The organism is Paracraurococcus ruber (genome assembly GCF_004353985.1).
Lineage (GTDB): Bacteria > Pseudomonadota > Alphaproteobacteria > Acetobacterales > Acetobacteraceae > Paracraurococcus > Paracraurococcus ruber.
The window spans coordinates 1-14,792 of the sequence record NZ_SMOA01000004.1 but is presented as its reverse complement, the minus strand read 5'-3'; the positions used below and the strand labels follow the sequence as shown (position 1 = coordinate 14,792).

Genomic DNA, 14,792 nt, shown 5'->3' with positions numbered 1-14,792 from the left:
CTCTCCTGCGGCGAGGAGGACGCATGGACCCGAACCCGCCCAGCATCGAGAGCCGCGCCTCCTGGGCCGCCGCCGTCGCCGCGACCGCCATCCTCTCCGTCTCCTTCGGCGCGCCGCAGCTGCTGGTGGTCGCGCTGGTGCCGATCGCCGCGGATCTGGGGTCGGCCCGCGCCGTGCCCTCGCTCGCGGCCTCGGTCGCCTATTTCGGGGCCGGCGCGGGCGGCATCCTGATGGGCTGGATCGCCGGCCGGACCTCGGCGCGGCTGACCGCCCTGCTGGGCGGCGCGATGCTGGCGGCCGGCTGCGCGCTGGCCAGCGGCGGCACGGCCTGGCAACTCGTCCTCGGCTACGGCCTGCTGATCGGGCTGCTCGGCAATGGCGCGCTCTATGCGCCGCTGGTGACGCATGTGTCCCACTGGTTCGACCGGCGGCGCGGCACGGCGCTGGCCCTCGTCTCCTCCGGGCAATACGTCGCCGGCGCCCTCTGGCCGCCGATCTTCGAGCGGGCCGTGGCCGCCTGGGGCTGGCAGCGCACCATGCTGGGCTTCGGCGTGCTGGCGGCGGCGACCATCCTGCCGCTCGCGGCACTGCTACGGCCGGCCCCGGCGCTGCCGGCGCCGGGCAGCGCAGCGGCGGGGCCGGCGCCAGGCGCGCCGGTGCTGGGCCTGCCGCCGAACCTCGCGCTGCTGCTGCTGGCGGTCGCGTCCTTCCTCTGCTGCATTCCCATGGCGATGCCGGCGGCGCATCTGGTCGCCTTCTGCGGCGATCTCGGCATCGGCGCGCGGACCGGGGCGCTGATGCTGTCGCTGCTGCTCGCCATGGCCTTCGTCGCCCGGCAGGCCTGGGGCTGGGTCTCCGACCGCATCGGCGGGCTGAACACGGTGCTGGCCGGCAACCTGTTCCAGGCGGCGGGCATGGCGGCCTTCCTGGCGACGCAGGCGGAGGCCGGCCTGTTCCTGGTCGCGGCGGTGTTCGGCCTCGGCTTCAGCGGGATCATCCCCGCCTATGTGCTGGCGGTGCGCGAGCTCTTTCCGGCGCGGGAAGCCGCCTGGCGGGTGCCCTGCCTGCTGTTCCTCTCGCTGTCCGGCATGGCGGCGGGCGCCTGGCTGGCGGGGTGGCTGTATGACGGCTTCGGCAGCTATGCGGTGGCCTGGCAGCTGGGCATCGGGGTGAATCTCCTGGCGCTGGTGATCCTGGGCGGGCTGGCGCTGCGCCAGGGCGGCCGGATGCGCATGGCAGCAGCCTGAACGCGACCGGGGCGGCCGGCGCATTCGTCGGAAGACCGGAACCGCTTCAGGTCATCGATCCTGCGGTGGTGTCAGGCTGCGTGGCCATGGCGCCAGTCCGCGCTCCGCCCGACCTGGCGCTCGTCGGTCGCCGCGTTCCTCCAGCCGCCTGGCCGGGCAATCGAAGTCGCATGCGGCGACGATGCCTGCGCCTCGCCTTCCCGTCGGCGCCGGTGTCCGGGGATGGCCTTGCGGCCCGCCCCGGGCACTGGCCGCCTGCACCCCGCCGGGGCGCGGAGCCGGCCGATCACATAGGCATGGCCGCGCTGCGGCGCATGGTCTGAACCGCAAGGCGCAGGGGGGCCGCTGCCGATGCATCGCCGGGTCGACCCGATGCCCGCGCCTGCGGCATGGCTGCGGTTGCGACCGGGCACCCCGGCGCGGGCGGTGCGCCCCGCCGGCAGAAACCGCCGGGCGCTACCGCCGCATCAGCGTCCGCGCATTGGCGTGCACCCGCCGGCGCGCCGGGGCCAGGGCCGCCTCCATCACCTCATATGCCGCGGCACCCGAGAGGGCTGCCTGGCCCGCCGCCACGGCCCCCGCCGCAAAGGCCTTCTGCTTTTCGAGCGCATAGGCGGCGAGACGCGCCTGCGCTGCCGCCGGCTCGGTCCAGAGTTGCAGGCTGCGCAGGGTGAAGACGAAGGTCGTCTGCCAGGCAAGGGTGGCGGCGGCGAAGGGATTCAAGGCCGGCAATCTCCAAGCGGGGCAGGGCGCCGGACGCGCCGTTCCGCCCCAATACGAATGCCCTGGCGCGCCGCGCGGTCCTGACCGGCGCAGCACACCGGGATGGCGGCCAGGAACGAAAAGGCCGGCCCGCGGCGGGTTCCGCGGGCCGGCCCAGTATAGGCCCGGGCGTCGCCCGGGCGAGGCATCAATGCGGTCAGAGGGCGCCGAGAACCGCCTCGGCCCTGCTCACCTCGAAGGCGCCAGGCGCTTCCACGGCCACATGGGTCACCTTGCCGTCCTTGGCGACCAGGGCGAAGCGCTGGCAGCGGATGCCGAGGCCCCGCGCGGTCAGGTCCAGCTCCAGCCCGAGCTTCTTGGTGAAATCGGCGCTGCCGTCGGCGATCATCACCACCTTGCCGTCGACGCCCTGGTCCTTGCCCCAGGCCGCCATGACGAAGGCATCATTGACCGCCATGCAGGCGACCACGTCGGCGCCCTTGGCCTTGAGCGCGTCGAAATTCTCCACGAAGCCCGGCAGGTGCTTGGCGGAGCAGGTGGGGGTGAAGGCGCCCGGAACGCCGAAAAGCACCACGGTCTTGCCGCCGAACAGCGCCTCGGTCGAGGTTTCCTGCGGGCCGTCGGGCGTGCCCTGCATCAACTTGGCGGACGGGATGGCGTCGCCGACCTGGATCGTCATCTGGGGGGTCTCTCCCTCGTTCGGGTCCCGAGGCATGTACGCGCTTCGCGGTCGCCTGTCACCGCAGCCGCCGGCCAGGCGCCTCGGTCCACATGTCCGGTCCGCGGCGGCGGGCGGGGTGACAGGTCGCGGCGAGCCCCGGCCGGCCTGCTTGCGCCTGCGCAGGGCTGCCGCCATCTTCCTGCCATGGCAAGACATGCGCGCCCCGGGCGGCGGCCCGGACCATCGGGAGAAGGCTATCTCGGCGGGCAGGTGCTGATCGCCATGCCGTCGATGCAGGATCCGCGCTTCGCAAAGACCGTCATCTGCCTGTGCGCCCATTCGCCGGATGGCGCGATGGGCATCGTGCTGAACAAGCCCCTCGATGGCCTGTCCTTCGACGAACTGCTGAAGCAGCTGGGGCTGGAGCCGGTGCCGCCGCAGCGCCGTATCAGGTTGTGCCAGGGCGGCCCGGTGGAGGGCGGCCGCGGCTTCGTCCTGCACACGCTCGATTGGTCGAATGACCAATCCCTGCGGGTCACCGATGACCTCGCCCTGACCGCGAGCGTGGACATCCTCTCGGCCATTGCCGGAGGCGGCGGGCCGCGGCAGGGCATCCTGGCATTGGGGTATGCCGGCTGGGGCCCCGGCCAGCTGGAGGAGGAGATACAGGCCAATGCCTGGCTATCCGTGCCGCCGGACGAGGGCCTGCTGTTCGGCGAGGATGGCGACCGCAAGTGGTTCCAGGCGCTGGCCAAGCTGAAGGTGGACCCGCTGCTGCTGTCCGGCGCCGCCGGGCACGCCTGAACCACGGCCCAGCGCCCCGCGGCAGGCCGGCGGGCCGCTGGGGCGATCGACGCGGAGACTGCGATCCCGTCCAGGTTAAGCGTTCCGCAGGATTGCCGCGTCGTGGCGGACGCGCCAGCCTGAACCGGCGCCCTGGACCTCGGCTGGCTGCCGCGTCGGATCGTGTTCGGGTCTGCGCGCCGGGCCGCTGCCGCGCCGCCGATTGGCGTCCTGATTCGCGCCGCGTCTGCCGCGCCGCGACGCGGCCTATCCGCCGTGCCGCCGCACCAGCATGAGTCCGGCTTGCGCGCCGAGGGCGCCTGCCAGCATCCAGGCGCCGGTCGCCAGCCCCGCGCCGCTTTCCGTCACGCCGGCCAGCACGGTGGCCAGTGCGCCCGCCCCCATCTGCAGCGACCCGAGCAGGCCGGAGGCGGTGCCCGCGAGTTGCGGCCGGACGCTGATCGCCGCCGCGATCGCGCTTGGCTGGGTCATGCCGTTGCCGAGCGCGACGACGGCCATCGGCAGGAAGAACAGCAGCAGGGTCGGCGCGGCGAGGGCCGGCATGGCCAGCGCCAGCAGCCCGCCGGCCGTGGTCACGACCGTGCCGATGCGCAGCATCCGCGCGGTGCCGAGGCGCTGCACCAGCCGCGCGGCGGTGAAGGTGCCGCTGCTCCAGCCGACCGAAATGGCCATCATCGCCACGGCATAGGTCGTCGCGGAATGGCCGAGGCCCTGCACCACGACCATTGGCCCGCCGGCGGCGAAGGCGAAGAACATCGAGGTGGCGCAGGCGGTGATGACGCAGTAGCCGCGGAACAGCGGAATGCGCAGCAGCGTGCGGTAGGCGCCTATCATGCCGCCGAGGCCCGGCAGCGGCGCCGGCTGCGCCAAGGTCTCCGGCAGCCTGGCGCGCACCGCCAGCAGCAGCGGCAGGCCGAAGACGAGGCAGGAGAGCATGCTGGCGCGCCAGCCGACATGTTCCTGCAGCAAGGCGCCGATGAGCGGGGAAAGCATGGGCGCCACCGCCATGGCGGTGGAGACATAGCCGAGGACGGCGGCCGCCTGTTCCCGCGGGTAGCTGTCGCGGATCATGGCGCGGCCGAGCACGAGCCCGGCGCAGCCGCCGAGCGCCTGGGCGATGCGGGCGGCGATCAGGAAGCCGGCGCTGGGTGCGAGCGCCGCGGCCAGGCTGCCGGCGAGATAGATGACGAGCCCACCGATCAGCAGCGGCTTGCGCCCGAAGCGGTCCGACAATGGCCCGTAGAAGAGCTGACCGACCGCGACGCCGACGAGAAAGAGCGTGAGCGTGAGCTGGATGGTGGCGTAGGGCACCGCCAGGGCGATCGCGAGCGCCGGAAGGCTGGGGATCAGCATCTGCATGGTGAAGGGGCCGAGCCCCGTCATCGCCACGAGCAGGAGGATCGAGGGCTTCGGCCGCGGCGGCGGCATGGCCTGGAGCGGCGGAGCGGACGCGCCCTCCGGGATGTCACGTGGACTCACCGTGTGGCTTCTAGGCCAGAACTGGCGCCGGCGCGAACGCCCGAACGCGTGATCGCGGGCCTGCGCCATGGTGCTTCATGCGGGGCTGGGTCCCAACACCTGCCGCGAAGGGACGCCGTGCTGCGGGCGAGCGCTGGCGCGGCGTCCTCGGCGACGGCGGAATCCGACCTGAGCCGGGCCCGGCACCCGGGCCGCGGGCCCGCCCAGGTGTCAGGCCGACGGGATCCTCACGTCTTCCCATCGCCCGCCGAGCCGCTCCTCCGCATCCTCGAAGGCGGTTTCCGCCGCCGGAAAGGGGCCGAAGGCCGGGCTGAGAACCTGCCCGGCGGCGTTGAAGCGCATCCAGGCCCAGTTGGCGAAGGTCGGCTCCCAGCACACGCCGATCCGCGCATAGCGGCGCACCAGCAGGCCCGGCTCGGCCGGATCATCGCGTTCGATCACGAGAGTGCGGATATGCATCGGCCAGGCTCACCCGATCCCATGCCTGCACTATCGCCCGGGGCCGCGCCCGGGTGCCGTGTCGTTTCGCTTGCTGCGGCGTGACAAGCGCGCAATCGCCGAGGTTGCGGGCGATCCCTCCCTGCCCGGGTACCGCCTCCTGCCGATCTGCTCTAGCCTGCCGCCCGCAGCACTGATGCGCACACCCAAGTGGGGGAAGCGGGATGCCGAACAAGGTCAAGGACGCGTGGAAGGCCGGCAAGGCCGTGGTGAATGGCTGGCTCGCCATCCCCAATGCCTTCTCTGCCGAGATGTACAGCCAGTGCGGCTGGGACAGCGTGACGGTGGACATGCAGCATGGCGTGCAGGACTACCTGTCCTGCGTCGCCTGCTTCCAGGGCATCCAGCCTTCCGGCGCGCTGCCCATGGTGCGGGTGCCGTGGAACGAGCCTGGGATCATCGGCAAGGTGCTGGACGCCGGCGCCTATGGCGTGATCTGCCCGATGGTGAACACCCCGGACGAGGCCGCCCGGCTGGTGCAGTACAGCAAGTACCCGCCGCAGGGCACGCGCAGCAACGGCCCGATCCGCGCCGGCGTGTATGGCGAGGCGGGCGGCTACCAAAAGACCGCCAACGACAACATCCTCGTCATCCCGATGATCGAGACCAAGACGGCGATCGAGAATATCGAGGCCATCCTGGACGTCCCCGGCATCGACGGGATCTATGTCGGGCCGTCCGACCTCAGCTTCTCCTACGGGCTGGAACCCAAGCTGGATGTCGAGGATCCCTTCATCCTCAAGATCTACGAGAAGCTGCTGACCGAGACCGGCAAGCGCGGCATCGCGGCCGGCCTGCACAATGGCAGCCCGGCCTATGCCAACCGCATGATCCAGATGGGCTTCAAGCTGGTGACCATCAGCAACGAGGTCGGGCTGATGGTGAATGCCGCCAAGGCGGCGGTAAAGACCGCCCGCGGCGGCTGATACCCGCTGCGTCGGGTCCCGGCCGGCGGCAGCCGGCCAAACCCGCGGATGCGGTCCGCGGCACCTGCCGCGAGGCCGAGCGCCATGGGGCGCGGGCCGCCGTGCCTGCGGGCGGCAGCGCGTCCTGCGCCCGGCGCGCCCGCTTGGCGCGCCGGTTACCGCCCCGCCGCGGTCGGGGTGGACAGCTTCGCCTCGGTCTGCCGCAGGATGCTCGGCACCAGGCGTTCCGAGAATCCGGCGACGAAGCTCCAGACCACCAGCAGGGCAAGGTCCTTCTCGGGCGGCACGGTTTGCAGCGGCCGGTCCCAGGCCAGGGTCGGGAACAGCGTGCCGCCCAGCAGCCCGGATTGCAGCAGGAACAGGAGGATGAGGGCGCCGGCCATGCCAGCGGCGCTGCGCGCCAGGATCGACTCGGTCGACTGCGCGTCCTCGAGCGCGCCCAGGCTCAGACGGTTCCAGTTGCTCTGCAGGTATTGCAGCCGGCTGAACATCGCGCCGAAGAAGCCGGCGGTGAGCGGGGTCCAGAGCGCCAGGCTTTCCATCTGCTGGCCTAGCCGGGGCAGGGCGTAGGGCAACAGGAACAGGGCGAAGGCGAACATGCCGTACCGCATGACCCGCTTCGTCGCGGCGCGGTGCATGGGTCGGGCGAGGAATTTGCGCTGCAGCGTCCAATGGGTGTCCTCGAGCGTGGCAACCAGCAGGTTGCGCGCCTGCGCCGCAGCGGCACTGGCCGGCTCCGCCGAGGCAATCCCGGGCGATGCGGTCGCAGGTGACGCCGTGGCCGGGGCGGGTTGCGGCTGGAGCACCGGGTCGGCGGCTTGCTCCGGCACCCCCGGCCGCGACGACGAGGCCGGGGATGGCGGCGCAGGCAAGGGCATGGCGGCATCGGCAGTCGCCACCACGGTCGCCGGTGGGGCGAAGAGCGCCTCATGCGCGGCGCGCAGGCGCGTCGCGCCCGGCACCCGCTCCGCCGCCGCCTGATCCACGCGGCGGGTGAGTTCGCCGCGCAGCTGGTCGTCCGGCAGCAGCAGGGCCAGCAGGCGCTCCAGCCGGTAGGCCTCGGTCCAGGCCTGGTCGAGGCTCGGGAAGGCCAGGGGCCCGTCGGGCTCGGGCGGGAAGAAGCCCTCGATCCGCTGCCGTATCTCGTAGAGCAGCATCGGGTCGCGCGGTTCGGCCGGGACCATGCGGAGCCGCACTTCGAGCACCGACAGGAAGTAGCGGAGCATGGTCAGCTCCGCCTGCGAGGGCAGGGTCGGCCGCGCTGGGCGGCGGCCTGTGTCGTCGGGCATGCGGCCTCGCCATGGAGAACGTCCTTGCGAGGCTGGCACGATCCCCGATGCCCGGGCAATCATTCCACCGCAGGCATTGCCCGTGCCTGGCGGCGGCGCGATGCGCGAAGCCCGTTCCGGCTGCCCGCATTCTGGTCTAATCAGCCTGCCATGAGCCCGCGCCGCCGCCTGCAGCCTGCCCTGCCCGTCCTGTTCGCCCTCGGCCTGCTCGCGGGCTGCGGGCCCGAGACGTCCCGTACCTTCGGCTTCACGCGGGAGGCGCCGGATGAGTTCCAGGTGACCACGCGCGCGCCGCTGTCCATGCCGCCTTCCCTGGGCGACCTGCCGGTTCCGCGGCCCGGCGCGGCGCGACCGCAGGAACTCACCTCCCGCCTCGCGGCCGAATCCGCCCTGGTGCCAGGGGCGGCGCTGGCCACGGGTGGCGTCGGCCGCCAGAGCCAGGGCGAAAGCGCGCTGCTGTCGCAGGCCGGCCGGCCGGCCACGCCCGATATCCGCCGTCGGGTGGACGAGGAGAGCCTGCGGCTGGACCAGCCCGACCGCGGCCTGGTCGACCGGCTGATCTTCTGGCGGGAGCCGGAGCCGGCGGGCGTGGCCCTGGATGCCAGGCGGGAGAGCCAGAGGCTGCGGGAGAATGCCGCGCTGGGCCGCGAGGCGACCGAGGGCGAGACGCCGATCATCCAGCGCAGCCAGAGCGGCAACCCGGTCACCCGCCTGTTCGAGAGCATCTTCTAAGCGTGGCGCCGGCTGCCCGGATCCTCACCTGGAATATTGAATGGGGACGGCGTGGCCCGGCGGCAATCGCCAACATGCGGCATGTAATCGAAGCCTTGTCGCCTGACATCATCTGCCTGACGGAGATGACGCTCGATTTCGTGCCCGCTGCTGGTCACCTTATCACCGCCTCGGAGGATTGGGGTTATCCTCTTGTTGAAGGGCGGCGGAAAGTCGCTTTGTGGAGCCGAGAACCGTGGAGCGAGGTCGACGCATTCGGCAATGCGGCGCTGCCGAAAGGGCGTTTCATTGCCGGTGAAACGGTGACGCCCATTGGTCCATTGCAAGTGATCGGCGTTTGTATCCCATGGCATGGAGACCATGTCTCGTCGGGTCGCCGTGACAGCACGAATTGGCAGCAGCATGAGGCCTTCCTCACTGGCCTCGCCGAGGTTCTAGCGGCGCGTACGAACAGGGTCGTCCTCGTCGGCGATTTCAACCAGGCCATCCCGCCGGCGCGGCAACCACGGAGGGTGGTGGCGGCGCTGGAGGCCGCCCTGGCGCCGCATCTGCGCATCGCGACAGCCGGGCCCTTACCGCCGCTCGATCGGCCGGTGATCGACCACATTGGCCATACCATGGATCTGACACCACGGCGGGTCCAAGCAACACCGAACGGTCCGGTGGAGGGTCCGGCGTGGACGGACCATCTCGGGGCTCTCGTTGAGCTTGAGGCCACGGCGTGACGATGGGCCGCATGGCGCATTTGCGCTTCTCCGGGCATCACCCACATGCTGCGGCATGCCCCGCGTGACTCGCCGCACCGCCATCGCCTCCGCCGCCGCCCTGCCGGCCGCGCTCTCCCTCACGCCCGGTTCCGGGCTGGCGGCGCCCGCCGTGCAGCCGGCGCCTGAGGACCGTGCCAAGCTCGCCGGCGACCGCCCGCTCTTCGGCGCCGTCACCTGGACGCTGCCGAACGGCTTGCGCGTCGTCTTCGCCGAAAGCCGCCGGGTCCCGGTGGTTGGGCACTATCTCTTCTACGCCGCCGGCTCGGGCGAGGACCCGGGCGGCCGCTCCGGCGCGGCGCATTTCTTTGAGCACATGATGTTCAAGGGCAGCCGCAACGTGCCGCCCGGCCAGCTGTCGCTGGTGGTGGCGCGGGAGGGCGGGCAGGACAACGCCTTCACCTCGCGCGACGTCACCGCCTACCACCAGACGGTGGAGGCGAGCCGCCTGCCGCTGGTGATGCGCATGGAGGCGGACCGCTTCGCCGGCCCCCTCATCCCGCCCGACACCGTCGAGCCCGAGCGCCAGGTGGTGCTGGAGGAGCGGCGGCAGCGCACCGACAGCAACCCGCGCGCCCGCTTCTGGGAAGCCTTCGAGGCCGCGCTCTGGGGGCCGCAGCACTGGCGCGGCCGGCCGATCATCGGCTGGGAGGAGGAGATCCGGGCGATCACCCGCCAGGACCTGCTGGACTTCTACGCTCAGCGCTACGCCCCCGCCAACGCCATCCTGGTCGTCACCGGCGATGCGCGGGAAGCCGAGGTGCGCCGCCTGGCCGAGGAGTTGTACGGCGGCGTGCCGAGCCGCGCGGTCACCCCGCGCGACCGCGGCGCCCCGGCGCCGCAGCCGGCCGAGGCGCGGCTGATCCGCCACGACCCGGCAGTGCGGGAGGCAAGCTTCCTCCGTGCCGCCATGGCGCCCTCCCTCACCTTCGGCGACCGGCAGCAGGCCTGGGCGCTGGAGGCGCTGTCCCATCTGCTCGGCGGCGGCCAGGGCAGCCGGATGCACAAGGCGCTGGTCGAGACCGGCCTCGCAACCTCGGCCAATGCCTCCTATGACGGGGAGGCGGTGGGGGCCACCGCCTTCACCCTCTCCGCCACGCCACGCCCTGGTGTCGAGCCGGCGAGGCTGGAGGCGGCGGTGGATGCGGTGGTGGACCGCCTGCTGCAGGATGGTCCGACCGAGGCCGAACTGGCCCGCGCGCAGCGGCAGATCACCGCCGGCGCGCTGCTCGCGCTGGATGGCATCGGCGCCGCGCCGCGCATGCTGGGCTCGGCGCTCGCCTCCGGCCTGCCGCTGGAGACCGTGGAGTTCTGGCCGCGCCACCTGCGCGCCGTGACCCTGCCGCAGGTGGCGGCTGCGGCCCGCGCCGTGCTGGGCGGCGCCCCCGCCACGACCGGCTGGCTGCTGCCCGAAGGCGCCCCGGTCCCGGAGCGCCGGACGTGACCGGCGCGGCTCTGACCCCTGGGCTGACCCCCGCCACCGAGGCGCCGCGCGCCTTCGCCCTGCCCATCCAAGTGGTCGAGGCGAACGGCATCACCGCCTGGCTGGTCGAGGACCATGCGGTGCCGGTGGTCTCGCTCGCCTGGTCCTGGCGCGGCGGCGCCGCGCTGGACCCGCAGGGAGAGGAAGGGGCCGCCGCCATGGCCGCCGCCCTGCTGACCGAGGGCGCCGGGCCGCTGCGCGCCGACGCCTTCGCCGATGCCCTGCGGGACGAGGCCATCAGCCTCTCCTTCGGGGCCGACCGCGACAATTTCGAGGGCGGCTTCCGGGCGCTTGCCGATGCGCTGCCGGAGGCGGTGCGCTTGGCGCGCTTGGCCATGACCGCGCCGCGGCTCGACGAGGATGCGGTGGAGCGGGTGCGGGCGCGCGCCGTCGCCAGCGCCCGCCGCGCCCTTGAGACCCCCCGCGGCCAGGCCGGCCGCGGCTTCTGGGCTCGCGCCTATCCCGAGCATCCGGCGGGCCGCCCCTCCTCCGGCACCGCCGAGAGCCTGACGGCGCTGCCCGCCGCGGCCATCCGCGGCGCGATCGGCCGGCAGATGCGGCGGGAGGGGCTGCTGGTCTGCGCCGCTGGCGCCATCGGGCCGGAGGCGCTGCGGGCGCTGATCGGCGAGGTCTTCGCCGGCCTGCCCGAAGGCGCGCCGCCGGCGCCGGCGGCGCTGCCCGGCTTCCGCGGCTTCGGCCAGCAGGTCATCCCGGTCGCTTCCCCGCAATCCGCCGTGGTCTTCGGGCAGGAAGGCCTGCCGGCCGAGGACCCGGACTGGGAGGCGACGCAGGTGATGCTGCGCATCCTGGCCGGGGGCGGCTTCGCCTCCCGCCTCATGCATGCGGTGCGGGAGCAGCGCGGGCTGGCCTATGGCATCGGCGCCGGGCTGGACGTGATGTTCCGCCGCGGGGTGATCGTCGGCTCGGTCGCCACCGAGAATGCCCGGGTGGCCGAGACGCTGTCGGTGACCCGCGACGAGTGGCGCCGCATGGCCGAGCAGGGGCCGACCGATGCCGAGCGGGAGGATGCGGTGGCCTACCTGACCGGGTCGCTGCCGCTGCAATTCGCCGACAGCCGGCGGGTGGCGGATTCGCTGCTGACCCTGCGGCAGAACGGCCGGCCGGTGGACTGGCTTGCCGGGCGGGCGGCGCGGCTGCGGGCGCTCTCGACCGCGGACCTCACCCGGGCGGCGGGGCGGGTGCTGCGGGCGGATGGGCTGTCGGTGGTGGTCGCGGGGCAGCCGGTGGGGCTCTGAGCCTCCTTGGCGAAGCTCATCCCGTAGGTGCGGGCGAGAGCCGGAGCATTAACCGGTCTCGGATGACGGGATCGGGCACGGCGCCGTGCTTTCCTGGCGGCGAGGTGCAACCAGGCCGCCGCCGCGGCGATTGCGGCAGTCTGCCGCCCAGCCTATGCGGCGACCGCATCAGGGAGGCACCGTGATGGCATCCGATCTCCAGGCCACCTGGGCAGCCGTGACGGCGCTGGCGCGCACCCCGCGCCCGGACGGCAGCGCCCCCCACAGCATCCGCCCGCTCTTCGCCGCCGATCCCGGCCGCTTCGCCCGCTTCTCCCGCACCGCCGACGGGCTACTGCTCGACCTCTCCAAGACCGCGCTCGACGACCGCGCGCTCGCCGCCCTGCTCGCCCTCGCCGGCGTCGCCGACCTCGCCGGCAAGCGCGACGCCATGGCGCGCGGCGAGGCCATCAACGCCACCGAGCGCCGCGCCGTCCTCCACATGGCACTGCGCGGCGAGGGTGGCTTTCGCGCCGGGGAGGAGGACGCCTCGGCCGAGGTCGCCGGCGTCCTTGCCCGCATGCGCGAATTCACCGAAGGCGTGCATGCCGGGCGCATCGCCGGCGCCGGCGGCCGCTTCACCGATGTGGTCAATATCGGCATCGGCGGCTCCGATCTCGGCCCGGCCATGGTGACCCGCGCGCTCTGGACGCACGCCGCGCCGCTGCGCGCCCATTACCTCGCCAATGTGGACGCGCATGCCTGGGAAGCGCTGCGCCCCGCGCTCGACCCGCGCACCACCCTGGTCCTCGTCGCGTCCAAGACCTTCACCACGCAGGAGACCATGACCAACGCGGCGCTGGTCCGCGCCTGGCTGGCGGCGGGCGTGGGGGAGGCGGCGGTGGGCAACCACCTCGCGGCGCTGTCGACCAACCTCAAGGCGACGGCGGCTTTCGGCATCGCCTTCGACCGGGTCTTCCCGTTCCGCGACTGGGTGGGCGGGCGGTTCTCGCTCTGGTCGGCCATCGGCCTCTCGATCGCCCTGGCGCTGGGCTGGGAAGCCTTCGCCCGGCTGCTCGCCGGCGCCCGCGCCATGGATGCGCATTTCCTCGGCGCCCCGCTCGACCAGAACCTGCCGGTCCTGCTGGCGCTGGCCGAGGTGTGGCACGTCAACGGCCTCGGCTACCCCACCCGCGCCGTGCTGCCCTATGACGAGCGCCTGGCCCGCCTGCCCGCGCATCTCCAGCAGGTCGAGATGGAGAGCCTCGGCAAGCGCGTCGCCCTGGACGGCTCGCCGGTCGCGCATGCCACCGGCCCGGTGGTCTTCGGCGAGCCGGGGACCAATGCGCAGCACAGCTTCATGCAGTTGATCCACCAGGGCACCACGCCGGTGCCCTGCGACATCATCTTGGTGGCGCGTCCGGACCACGCGCAGGCCGACAGCCACCGCAAGCTGCTGGCGAACGGCCTGGCCCAGGCCCAGGCGCTGATGCAGGGCAAGACGGCGGCGCAGGTGGAGGCCGAGATGCGCGCCGCCGGCACCGATGCGGCCGAGATCGCCCGCCTGCTGCCGCACCGCGTCTTCCCCGGCGACCGGCCGAGCGCGACCCTCCTCCTGCCGCGGCTCGACCCCTTCACCCTCGGGCAACTCGTCGCCCTCTACGAGCACAAGGTGTTCAGCCTCGGCGCCCTCTGGGGGATCAACGCCTTCGACCAGTGGGGGGTGGAACTCGGCAAGCAGCTGGCCGGGCCGATCCTCGCGGCGCTCGAGGGCGGTTCGGCAGCGGGGCAGGATGGCTCGACCGCCGGCCTGCTCGGGGCCATAGAAAAGCTATGGATGGCTGGCTAAGCCCGAGTCGCCCCGAAGCGGGGGAACCGCCCAGGATGCCCGTCCGCCTGCTGCCCGAGACCACGGCCAACCGCATTGCCGCCGGCGAGGTGGTGGAGCGTCCGGCGGCGGTGGCGAAGGAGCTGGTGGAGAACGCCCTGGATGCCGGCGCTACCCGCATCGCGGTGGCGCTGGAAGGTGGCGGGATCGAGCGGATCCTGGTCGAGGATGACGGCGCCGGCATGGGCCCGGCCGACCTGGAGCTGTCGGTGGAGCGCCATGCCACCTCCAAGCTGCCGGAGGAGGCGATGCTGTTCCGCATCGCCAGCCTCGGCTTCCGGGGGGAGGCGCTGCCCTCCATCGGCGCGGTCTCCCGTCTCCTCCTTACCTCCCGGCGACGCGATGGCGATGCGCACAGCCTGGCGGTGGAGGGCGGCCGCAAGGGGCCGGTGCTGCCGGCCGCCGGCGCCCCCGGCACCCGGGTCGAGATGCAGGACCTGTTCTACGCCGTGCCCGCCCGGCGGAAATTCCTGAAGACCGCGCGCAGTGAGGCCGAGGCGGCGGTCGAGGCGGTGCGCCGCCTGGCGCTGGCCTGGCCGGAGGTCGCCTTCCGCATGACGGTGGATGGCCGGGAGGTCCTCTCCCTGCCGGGACAGAGGCGCGAGGCGCGGATCCATGCCCTGCTCGGGGCGGATTTCGCCGCCGCGGCGCTGCCGGTGGCGGGGGAGGGGGCTGGGGCGACCCTGTCCGGCCTGCTGGCGCAGCCTGCCTATACCCGCGCCACGGGGACCGAGCAGCATCTGGTGGTCAATCGCCGCCCGGTGCGCGACCCGGTCCTGCGCACCGCCCTGCGGGTCGCCACGCGCGACCTTATCGCCGCCGGCCGGCATCCGGTGGCGGCCCTCTTCCTCGACCTGCCGCCCGAGGCGGTGGACGTGAATGTCCACCCGATGAAGACCGAGCTCCGCTTCCGCGAGGAGGCGGCGGTGCGCGGCCTGATGATCTCGGCGCTGCGCCGCGCCCTGGCGACCGGCGCCGGGGAGGCTGTGCCTACCCCGGGGCTGACCCAGTACCGGCCGGCCGCCGGCGGCGCGCGCGGCGCCTGGCCGGGCTGGCGCCCGCG

14 protein-coding genes are annotated in these 14,792 nt (G+C 73.1%); 9 read left to right on the top strand and 5 right to left on the bottom strand.

Annotated elements, in window-relative coordinates:
• The first annotated feature begins 23 nt into the window (after positions 1 to 23).
• Complete coding sequence (locus tag E2C05_RS02045) at positions 24 to 1,247, top strand: MFS transporter (RefSeq protein ID WP_158291889.1); 1,224 nt, start codon at positions 24 to 26, stop codon at positions 1,245 to 1,247.
• A gap of 456 nt (positions 1,248 to 1,703) precedes the next feature.
• Here the strand turns inward: E2C05_RS02045 and E2C05_RS02040 are convergent, their stop codons facing one another.
• Positions 1,704 to 1,970 carry a hypothetical protein gene (locus E2C05_RS02040; protein ID WP_133217934.1) on the bottom strand — a complete coding sequence of 89 codons (267 nt, stop codon included), beginning with the start codon at positions 1,968 to 1,970 and terminating at the stop codon, positions 1,704 to 1,706.
• Positions 1,971 to 2,166: 196 nt separating this feature from the next.
• A complete protein-coding gene (locus E2C05_RS02035) occupies positions 2,167 to 2,649 on the bottom strand; it encodes a peroxiredoxin (protein ID WP_133217933.1) in 483 nt (160 codons plus the stop codon).
• Between the two features lie 186 nt (positions 2,650 to 2,835).
• On the opposite strand from E2C05_RS02035, the gene E2C05_RS02030 reads away from it, so the two are divergent.
• Positions 2,836 to 3,435, top strand: a complete 600-nt coding sequence (locus E2C05_RS02030) for a YqgE/AlgH family protein (protein WP_133217932.1) — start codon at positions 2,836 to 2,838, stop codon at positions 3,433 to 3,435.
• Between the two features lie 246 nt (positions 3,436 to 3,681).
• Here E2C05_RS02030 and E2C05_RS02025 read toward each other — a convergent pair whose 3' ends face one another.
• Together E2C05_RS02025 and E2C05_RS02020 are read right to left on the bottom strand one after the other, a co-directional pair.
• A complete protein-coding gene (locus tag E2C05_RS02025) occupies positions 3,682 to 4,863 on the bottom strand; it encodes a multidrug effflux MFS transporter (RefSeq protein WP_240046516.1) in 1,182 nt (393 codons plus the stop codon).
• Between the two features lie 261 nt (positions 4,864 to 5,124).
• Entirely contained in the window at positions 5,125 to 5,373 is a 249-nt protein-coding gene (locus tag E2C05_RS02020) for a hypothetical protein (protein ID WP_133217930.1), read from the bottom strand.
• 203 nt (positions 5,374 to 5,576) lie between these two features.
• Here E2C05_RS02020 and E2C05_RS02015 point away from each other — a divergent pair, with 203 nt between their 5' ends.
• Entirely contained in the window at positions 5,577 to 6,338 is a 762-nt protein-coding gene (locus E2C05_RS02015; protein WP_133217929.1) for an HpcH/HpaI aldolase family protein, read from the top strand.
• A 155-nt stretch (positions 6,339 to 6,493) separates the two neighbouring features.
• Here the strand turns inward: E2C05_RS02015 and E2C05_RS02010 are convergent, their stop codons facing one another.
• Positions 6,494 to 7,627: a hypothetical protein gene (locus E2C05_RS02010; protein WP_133217928.1), complete on the bottom strand. Its 1,134-nt coding sequence runs from the start codon at positions 7,625 to 7,627 to the stop codon at positions 6,494 to 6,496.
• A gap of 150 nt (positions 7,628 to 7,777) precedes the next feature.
• On the opposite strand from E2C05_RS02010, the gene E2C05_RS02005 reads away from it, so the two are divergent.
• The 6 genes from E2C05_RS02005 to mutL form a co-directional block, all read left to right on the top strand.
• Positions 7,778 to 8,359 carry a DUF3035 domain-containing protein gene (locus E2C05_RS02005; RefSeq protein ID WP_133217927.1) on the top strand — a complete coding sequence of 194 codons (582 nt, stop codon included), beginning with the start codon at positions 7,778 to 7,780 and terminating at the stop codon, positions 8,357 to 8,359.
• A 2-nt stretch (positions 8,360 to 8,361) separates the two neighbouring features.
• Positions 8,362 to 9,084, top strand: a complete 723-nt coding sequence (locus E2C05_RS02000; RefSeq protein WP_133217926.1) for an endonuclease/exonuclease/phosphatase family protein — start codon at positions 8,362 to 8,364, stop codon at positions 9,082 to 9,084.
• Positions 9,085 to 9,139: 55 nt separating this feature from the next.
• Positions 9,140 to 10,567 carry a M16 family metallopeptidase gene (locus E2C05_RS01995; protein ID WP_133217925.1) on the top strand — a complete coding sequence of 476 codons (1,428 nt, stop codon included), beginning with the start codon at positions 9,140 to 9,142 and terminating at the stop codon, positions 10,565 to 10,567.
• Entirely contained in the window at positions 10,564 to 11,862 is a 1,299-nt protein-coding gene (locus tag E2C05_RS35080; protein ID WP_275670486.1) for a M16 family metallopeptidase, read from the top strand. The genes E2C05_RS01995 and E2C05_RS35080 overlap by 4 nt, the downstream gene beginning before the upstream one ends.
• A gap of 184 nt (positions 11,863 to 12,046) precedes the next feature.
• The gene (pgi, locus tag E2C05_RS01985; RefSeq protein ID WP_133217924.1) at positions 12,047 to 13,690 is read left to right on the top strand and encodes a glucose-6-phosphate isomerase; all 1,644 of its coding nucleotides are present in this window, start codon (positions 12,047 to 12,049) and stop codon (positions 13,688 to 13,690) included.
• 35 nt (positions 13,691 to 13,725) lie between these two features.
• A partial coding sequence (gene mutL, locus E2C05_RS01980; protein WP_133217923.1) for a DNA mismatch repair endonuclease MutL occupies positions 13,726 to 14,792 on the top strand: 1,067 nt, incomplete at its 3' end.

What these genes read in the sequence shown, in the direction of transcription:
- E2C05_RS02020 (WP_133217930.1), bottom strand. Translation starts at nt 5,373, where the DNA reads ATGCATATCCGCACTCTCGTGATCGAACGCGATGATCCGGCCGAGCCG.
- E2C05_RS02005 (WP_133217927.1), top strand. Translation starts at nt 7,778, where the DNA reads ATGAGCCCGCGCCGCCGCCTGCAGCCTGCCCTGCCCGTCCTGTTCGCC.
- E2C05_RS01995 (WP_133217925.1), top strand. Translation starts at nt 9,140, where the DNA reads ATGCCCCGCGTGACTCGCCGCACCGCCATCGCCTCCGCCGCCGCCCTG.
- E2C05_RS02045 (WP_158291889.1), top strand. Translation starts at nt 24, where the DNA reads ATGGACCCGAACCCGCCCAGCATCGAGAGCCGCGCCTCCTGGGCCGCC.
- E2C05_RS02025 (WP_240046516.1), bottom strand. Translation starts at nt 4,863, where the DNA reads ATGCCGCCGCCGCGGCCGAAGCCCTCGATCCTCCTGCTCGTGGCGATG.
- pgi (WP_133217924.1), top strand. Translation starts at nt 12,047, where the DNA reads ATGGCATCCGATCTCCAGGCCACCTGGGCAGCCGTGACGGCGCTGGCG.
- E2C05_RS02030 (WP_133217932.1), top strand. Translation starts at nt 2,836, where the DNA reads ATGGCAAGACATGCGCGCCCCGGGCGGCGGCCCGGACCATCGGGAGAA.
- E2C05_RS02035 (WP_133217933.1), bottom strand. Translation starts at nt 2,649, where the DNA reads ATGACGATCCAGGTCGGCGACGCCATCCCGTCCGCCAAGTTGATGCAG.
- E2C05_RS02010 (WP_133217928.1), bottom strand. Translation starts at nt 7,627, where the DNA reads ATGCCCGACGACACAGGCCGCCGCCCAGCGCGGCCGACCCTGCCCTCG.
- E2C05_RS02015 (WP_133217929.1), top strand. Translation starts at nt 5,577, where the DNA reads ATGCCGAACAAGGTCAAGGACGCGTGGAAGGCCGGCAAGGCCGTGGTG.